6 protein-coding genes are annotated in these 6,891 nt (G+C 60.2%); 5 read left to right on the plus strand and 1 reads right to left on the minus strand.

All coding sequences use genetic code 11. The annotated features are described in order from the left end of the window. Window positions 1–115 precede the first annotated feature (115 nt). Entirely contained in the window at window positions 116–928 is an 813-nt protein-coding gene (xthA, locus tag HX839_RS28060; protein WP_102369515.1) for an exodeoxyribonuclease III, read from the plus strand. A gap of 201 nt (window positions 929–1,129) precedes the next feature. Then, window positions 1,130–2,470, plus strand: a complete 1,341-nt coding sequence (locus HX839_RS28065; protein WP_003211801.1) for a substrate-binding domain-containing protein — start codon at window positions 1,130–1,132, stop codon at window positions 2,468–2,470. Between the two features lie 139 nt (window positions 2,471–2,609). Here HX839_RS28065 and HX839_RS28070 read toward each other — a convergent pair whose 3' ends face one another. Continuing rightward, window positions 2,610–3,839 (minus strand): acyl-CoA dehydrogenase, encoded by a 1,230-nt coding sequence (locus tag HX839_RS28070; RefSeq protein ID WP_003211803.1) that lies wholly within the window; start codon window positions 3,837–3,839, stop codon window positions 2,610–2,612. Between the two features lie 150 nt (window positions 3,840–3,989). Here HX839_RS28070 and HX839_RS28075 point away from each other — a divergent pair, with 150 nt between their 5' ends. The 3 genes from HX839_RS28075 (at window position 3,990) to HX839_RS28085 (ending at window position 6,297) form a co-directional block, all read left to right on the plus strand. Then, a complete protein-coding gene (locus HX839_RS28075; RefSeq protein ID WP_003211805.1) occupies window positions 3,990–4,919 on the plus strand; it encodes a LysR family transcriptional regulator in 930 nt (309 codons plus the stop codon). A gap of 67 nt (window positions 4,920–4,986) precedes the next feature. After that, a complete protein-coding gene (locus HX839_RS28080) occupies window positions 4,987–5,385 on the plus strand; it encodes a MerR family DNA-binding transcriptional regulator (protein WP_003211806.1) in 399 nt (132 codons plus the stop codon). 12 nt (window positions 5,386–5,397) lie between these two features. After that, entirely contained in the window at window positions 5,398–6,297 is a 900-nt protein-coding gene (locus HX839_RS28085) for a hydroxymethylglutaryl-CoA lyase (protein WP_003211808.1), read from the plus strand. The last annotated feature ends 594 nt before the right edge of the window (window positions 6,298–6,891 follow it).

Genomic DNA, 6,891 nt, shown 5'->3' on the forward strand with positions numbered 1-6,891 from the left:
CCGGACGCCGCTTCGTAGCCCAACGCAGCCTTGTGCCTCGGCAGCTGCTACAAGGCTGGCTCCCGTCCTACATTGTCGGCTAGCATCGCCCTTTTGCCAGACTGGACCGCCGACCATGAAAATCGTGTCTTTCAATATCAACGGGCTGCGCGCCCGCCCTCATCAGCTGGCGGCACTGATCGAGAAACATCAGCCGGACGTGATCGGCCTGCAGGAAACCAAGGTCCACGACGACCAGTTCCCGCTGGATGAGATCAAGGCCCTCGGCTATCACGTGTATTACCACGGGCAGAAAGGCCACTACGGTGTTGCCCTGCTCTCGCGCCAGGAACCGCTGGCGCTGCACAAAGGCTTTGCCAGTGACGAAGAAGACGCCCAGCGCCGGTTTATCTGGGGCACCTTCGCCGACGCCAACGGCAACCCGATTACCATCATGAACGGCTATTTCCCACAGGGCGAAAGCCGCGACCACCCCACCAAGTTCCCGGCCAAGCAGCGCTTCTACGAGGACCTGCAAACCCTCCTGGAGTCGCAGTTCAGCAATGAACAGGCCGTGGTGGTAATGGGGGATGTGAATATTTCCCCGGAAGACTGCGACATCGGCATCGGTGCCGACAACGCCAAGCGCTGGCTGAAGACCGGCAAGTGCAGCTTCCTGCCGGAAGAACGCGAGTGGATGGCCCGCCTGAAGAACTGGGGCCTGGTGGACAGCTTCCGCCACCTCAACCCGGATGTGGCAGACCGCTTCAGCTGGTTCGATTACCGCAGCCGTGGTTTTGAAGACGAGCCAAAGCGCGGGCTGCGGATCGACGTGATCCTGGCTTCCCAGGGCTTGTTGCCCCGGGTAAAGGATGCCGGTGTGGACTACGACCTGCGCGGCATGGAAAAACCCTCCGATCATGCACCGATCTGGCTGGAATTGAGCTGACTTCTTAACAGCAGCGCCGTTAAATGTGGGAGCGGGCTTGCTCGCGAATACGGTGTGTCAGTCACCGGATACGTCGACTGACACACCGTATTCGCGAGCAAGCCCGCTCCCACACTTTTTGACGGCGTGATGCCGGTCATATTGCTGAAACCTCTCTGACTTAATCTCGCGGCACTCCCTTTGGCTTGAGAAGGTGCCGGCATGATGCTGCGCGTTCTATCCCTGCTGGCCCTGCTCAGCGCATTTCCCCTCGCCGCTTTTTCCACCCCTCTGCCCTTCCCCGAACATGGCCCGGCCTTGCGTATCCAGGGTTCCAACACCATCGGCGCGGCACTTGGCCCGGCGCTGGTCAAGGGGCTGATGGAGCAACAGGGGCTGCAAGCGGTGCACAGCGAGCCATCTGACCAGGCCAACGAACAGCACATCGTCGGCAAGACTCGCCAGGGCCAGAAGGTGACGGTGGAAGTGGCGGCCCATGGCTCCAGCACCGGGTTCGCAGCCCTGAAAAACGCCAGCGCCGACCTCGCGGCGTCTTCCCGGCCGATCAAGGACAGCGAACTGGTGGACCTCGAAGCCCTCGGCGACCTGAAAAGCCCCGACGCCGAACAGGTCATCGCCATTGACGGGCTGGCGATCATCCTCAACCCACGCAACCCGCTGGGGACGCTGAACACCGCGCAACTGGCGCAGATCTTCAGCGGCGAAGTCTCGACCTGGGAACAACTGGGCGGCATCGGTGGCCAGATTCACCTGTACGCGCGGGATGATCAATCCGGCACCTATGACACCTTCAAGGAACTGGTGCTCAGCCGGCGCGGCAAGTCGTTGGATGGCAGCGCCAAGCGCTTCGAATCCAGCGAGCAGTTGTCGGATGCTGTCAGCCATGACCCCCAGGGCATCGGTTTTATCGGATTGCCCTATGTGCGCCAGGCCAAGGCGGTGGCCATCGTCGATGGCGACTCGCAGCCGATGCTGCCGCTGAACAGTTTGATCGCCACCGAGGACTACCCACTGTCACGCCGGTTGTTCTTCTACCTGCCACCTGTTGCACAAAACCCCTGGGCCAAGGCCCTGGTGGACTTTGCGCAAAGCAGCAAGGGCCAGGCGATCGTCGCCGCCAACGGTTTTATCGCACAGCAGGTGCAGGCCATGGCGGTGGAGCCACGGGCGCCGATGCCCGGGGATTACCAGGCGATTGCCCGACAAGCGCAGCGCCTGACGGTGAATTTCCGGTTTGAGGAAGGCAGTGCCAGCCTCGACAACAAGGCGCGCCAGGACCTGATGCGGGTAGTGGCTTATATAAAGAGCCACGGCAAGCTGGATAAGCAGGTGACGCTGGTGGGGTTTGGGGATGCCAAGAGTGATGCGCAACGGGCGGCGCTATTGTCGAAGTTGCGGGCGATGGCGGTGCGCCGGGAACTGGTTAAAAGCGGCGTGGTGCTGAGGGACATTCAGGGGTTCGGTGCCGAGATGCCGGTGGCGGCAAATACGGCGGATGAGGGACGGATCAAGAACCGGCGGGTGGAGGTCTGGGTGTATTGAGGACGCGGAGCGTCCGGGGCAGCATTCCCACGCAGAGCGTGGGAACGATCAACTGGCCTCATCGCGGCAAGCCCGGCTCCCACAGTTGGCTGCATTCCCCTGTGGGAGCTGGCTTGCCTGCGATGAAGACACCTCGGTTTTACTGCCCGCTGCGCATCATTTCCCGCGGCACATACTTACCGATCTCGAACTTGCCGATTGCTGCGCGGTGCACTTCGTCCGGGCCATCGGCCAGGCGCAGGGTGCGCTGCATGGCGTACATGTAGGCCAGCGGGAAGTCATTGGATACGCCGGCGCCACCGTGGATCTGGATGGCGCGGTCGATCACCCTCAACGCCACGTTCGGCGCCACCACCTTGATCTGGGCGATTTCGCTTTTCGCGACCTTGTTACCCACGGTGTCCATCATGTAGGCAGCTTTCAGGGTCAGCAGGCGCGCCATGTCGATTTCCATCCGCGAGTCGGCGATCTTGTCGATATTGCCACCCAGGCGGGCCAGCGGCTTGCCGAAGGCAGTACGGCTGACGGAACGCTTGCACATCAGTTCCAGTGCGCGCTCGGCCATGCCGATGGAACGCATGCAGTGGTGAATACGGCCCGGGCCAAGGCGCCCCTGGGCAATTTCAAAGCCCCGGCCTTCGCCCAGCAGGACGTTTTCGTACGGCACGCGGACGTTTTCAAACAGCACTTCGGCGTGGCCATGGGGTGCGTCGTCGTAGCCGAACACCGGCAGCGGGCGCACGATCTTCACACCGGGCGCATCCACTGGTACCAGGATCATCGAGTGCTGCTGGTGACGCGGCGCATCCGGGTTGCTCAGGCCCATGAAGATCAGGATCTTGCAGCGCGGGTCACAGGCGCCGGAGGTCCACCATTTTTTACCGTTGATCACCCACTCGTCGCCGTCGCGCTCTGCACGGGCGGCCATGTTGGTGGCGTCGGAGGAAGCCACGTCCGGCTCGGTCATGGCAAATGCCGAGCGGATTTCGCCGCGCAGCAGCGGTTCGAGCCAGCGCTGTTTTTGCTCTTCGTTGGCGTAGCGCACCAGCACTTCCATGTTGCCGGTATCCGGTGCCGAGCAGTTGAACGGCTCCGGCCCCAGCAAGGAGCGGCCCATGATTTCGGCCAGGGGTGCGTATTCCAGGTTGGTGAGGCCGGCGCCCAATTCGGATTCCGGCAGGAACAGGTTCCACAGGCCTTCGGCTTTAGCCTTGAGCTTCAACTCTTCCATGATGGCGGTGGGCTGCCAGCGGTCACCTTCGGCAACCTGGCGTTCGAACACAGGCTCGGCCGGATAAACGTAGGCGTCCATAAACGCGGTGACGCGTTCACGCAGTTCCTGAACCTTGGGCGAATAGGCGAAATCCATGGGCAGCACCTTCTCAATGGAGGTTGTTGAGGTCATGAATCGATGCTAGAACAGCGTTGATAATTTACCTAGCCTATTCTCGGCGTGTATTAACATTCATCACCGATATATGATCGGCGTATGGACACCTAACAATAAGAGCGCAGCGAAATGAATCTGAGCAAGGTCGACCTCAACCTCTTCATCGTCTTTGACGCGATCTACACCGAAGCCAACCTGACCCGCGCCGGGCAGATTGTCGGGATTACTCAACCTGCGGTGTCGAACGCTCTGGCCCGCCTGCGGGAGACCTTCAACGACCCGCTGTTCGTGCGCACAGCCCAAGGCATGGTGCCCACACCCATGGCCCAGAACATCATTGGCCCGGTGCGTAACGCGCTGTCGCTGCTGCGAGTGTCGGTACAGGAAAGCCGGATCTTCAACCCGCAACAGGCGGCCAAGACCTACCGCATCAGCATGACCGACCTCACCGAAGCGGTGATTCTGCCGCCGCTGTTCCAGCGTCTGCGCCGCCTGGCACCTACGGTGGTAATCGAGAGCTTCCTGTCCAAGCGCCGGGAAACCACCAAGGAACTGGCGGCCGGTCGCCTGGACTTTGCCGTGGATGCGCCGCTCAACACCGACCCGCAAGTGCGCCACGTCAAGCTCATGGAAGACCGCTACGTGTGCGCCATGCGCAAGGGCCATCCGATGGCGGGCAAGGACAAACTGACGCTGGATGACTACCTGTCGCTGACCCACATTCATATCTCCAGCCGGCGCAACGGCCTGGGCCATGTCGACCTGGCGCTGGGCAAGATGGGCCTGCAACGCAAGATCGCCCTGCGCTCCCAGCACTACCTGATGGCCTCGCAGGTGCTGCAGCAAACCGACATGGTAATGACCGTGCCGGAGCGCTTCGCACGGCGCCATGAACTGCACTGGTTCAACCTGCCGGTGAATGATGTGCCGATGGTGGAAACCCATCTGTACTGGCATGAAAGCACCGACCAGGATCCGGCCAACCGCTGGATGCGCGAGCAGATGATCGAGTTGTGCCAGCAGGTGACGGCCCATGAGAAGAAGCTGGACAAACTGTAGGAGCGAGCTTGACGTTAACGTCAACCAGCCATTAGCTTAACGCTCAAGACACTCCTTGAGCGCCCTCATGAGCACGACCTACAGCATCTCCGACCTCGCCCGCGAGCTCGACATCACCACCCGCGCCATTCGCTTCTATGAAGAACAAGGCCTGCTGTCCCCGGAACGCCGGGGCCAGGAGCGCATTTATTCGCCCCGCGACAAGGTCAGCCTGAAGCTGATCCTGCGGGGCAAGCGCATCGGTTTTTCCCTGGCCGAGTGCCGGGAACTGATCGAACTCTACGACCCTACCAGCGGCAACCAGAAACAGCTGCACAGCATGCTGGCGAAAATCGCCGAGCGCCGCGAGCAGCTGGAACAACAGTTGCTCGACATCGAACAAATGAAGCTCGAACTGGACACCGCCGAAGAGCGTTGCACCCAGGCGCTGGAACAGACCATTCAGGGCCAGGTTGGCCATTCATAAAAGGTAGCTGCCATGTCCCTCCCCTCTCATGTGCGCCTGGTGGAAGTGGGCCCCCGCGACGGCCTGCAGAATGAAGCGCAACCCATCAGCGTCGCCGACAAGGTGCAATTGGTGGACGCCCTGAGTGCCGCCGGCCTGGGTTACATCGAAGTCGGCAGTTTTGTGTCGCCCAAATGGGTACCGCAGATGGCCGGGTCGGCCGAGGTGTTTGCGCAGATCCAGCGCAAGCCGGGCGTGACCTATGGCGCGCTGGCGCCAAACCTGCGGGGTTTTGAAGATGCACTGGCGGCGGGCGTAAAAGAAGTGGCCGTATTTGCGGCGGCTTCCGAGGCGTTTTCCCAGCGCAATATCAACTGCTCCATCAGCGAAAGCCTGGAACGCTTCGTGCCGATCATGGACGCGGCCAGGCAGCACGGTGTGAGTGTGCGGGGTTATGTGTCGTGTGTGTTGGGTTGCCCTTATGAAGGTCAGGTCGCGCCGGAACAGGTCGCGGCAGTCGCTCGCGAGCTGTTCGCCATGGGCTGCTATGAGGTGTCCCTGGGCGACACGATTGGCACCGGCACTGCAGGCGCAACACGCCGGATGTTCGAGGTGGTCGGCGCGCAGGTGCCACGGGACAAGCTGGCCGGGCACTTCCATGACACCTATGGCCAGGCCATCGCCAATATCTACGCCAGCCTTGAGGAAGGTATCCAGGTGTTCGACAGCTCTATTGCGGGCCTCGGCGGGTGCCCCTATGCCAAGGGGGCCAGCGGTAACGTTGCCACTGAAGATGTGTTGTACCTGCTCAATGGCTTGGGCATCGAGACCGGTATCGACATGGACAAGCTGATTCTGGCGGGTCAGCAGATTTGTACGGTACTCGGCCGCCCCACCGGTTCGCGCGTGGCGAAGGCTCGCAGCGCCGGTTGAGTAGTGCGCTTGTGACGATGTGTTACCTCGCGGCTACACATCGGGTAACACGGGAACATATTTTGTCGCATTTCCTGAAGGAAATTTCTCACCAAAAAATCAAGGCATTGATTTTAAAGGACTTTATAAAGTTGGCACGGCTTCTGCTATCTCTATTGCATAACAAGAATAAAAAGCACCAAACCTAATAAAAATAAGACGTAACGACTCTGACATAACAAAAACAACACGGCAGAGACGCAGCTAACAGATTTTTTTGGAGAAGATGTGCTTCGCAGGGTACGGCTTGCCGAAACCCGCAACCGGATAGAGAAGAACAAAAAACTACCTCAAGGTAGCTACCCACTGGTTGGATCGCGTGCGAAGAAGCGGATCAGCGCTCAAAAAAATACGTTTGCTCTTGACCCCGGATGGGGGTCGCCAAAAACAGCGGTAAAGGGCCACGGTTGCCAAAAACAACAATAGACCGCCCCTCAATAATAAAAAAAGAGCACGCAACGACAAATTAAAGGGGACCTTCGGGTCCCCTTTGTGCTTTCTCGGGGGAAGGTGGTTTGCGTGTATATCCGTTTTTTGGGTGATGGCTGAGATTGG

The sequence above is a fragment of the Pseudomonas sp. I8001 genome (genome assembly GCF_013385345.1).
Taxonomy (GTDB): domain Bacteria; phylum Pseudomonadota; class Gammaproteobacteria; order Pseudomonadales; family Pseudomonadaceae; genus Aquipseudomonas.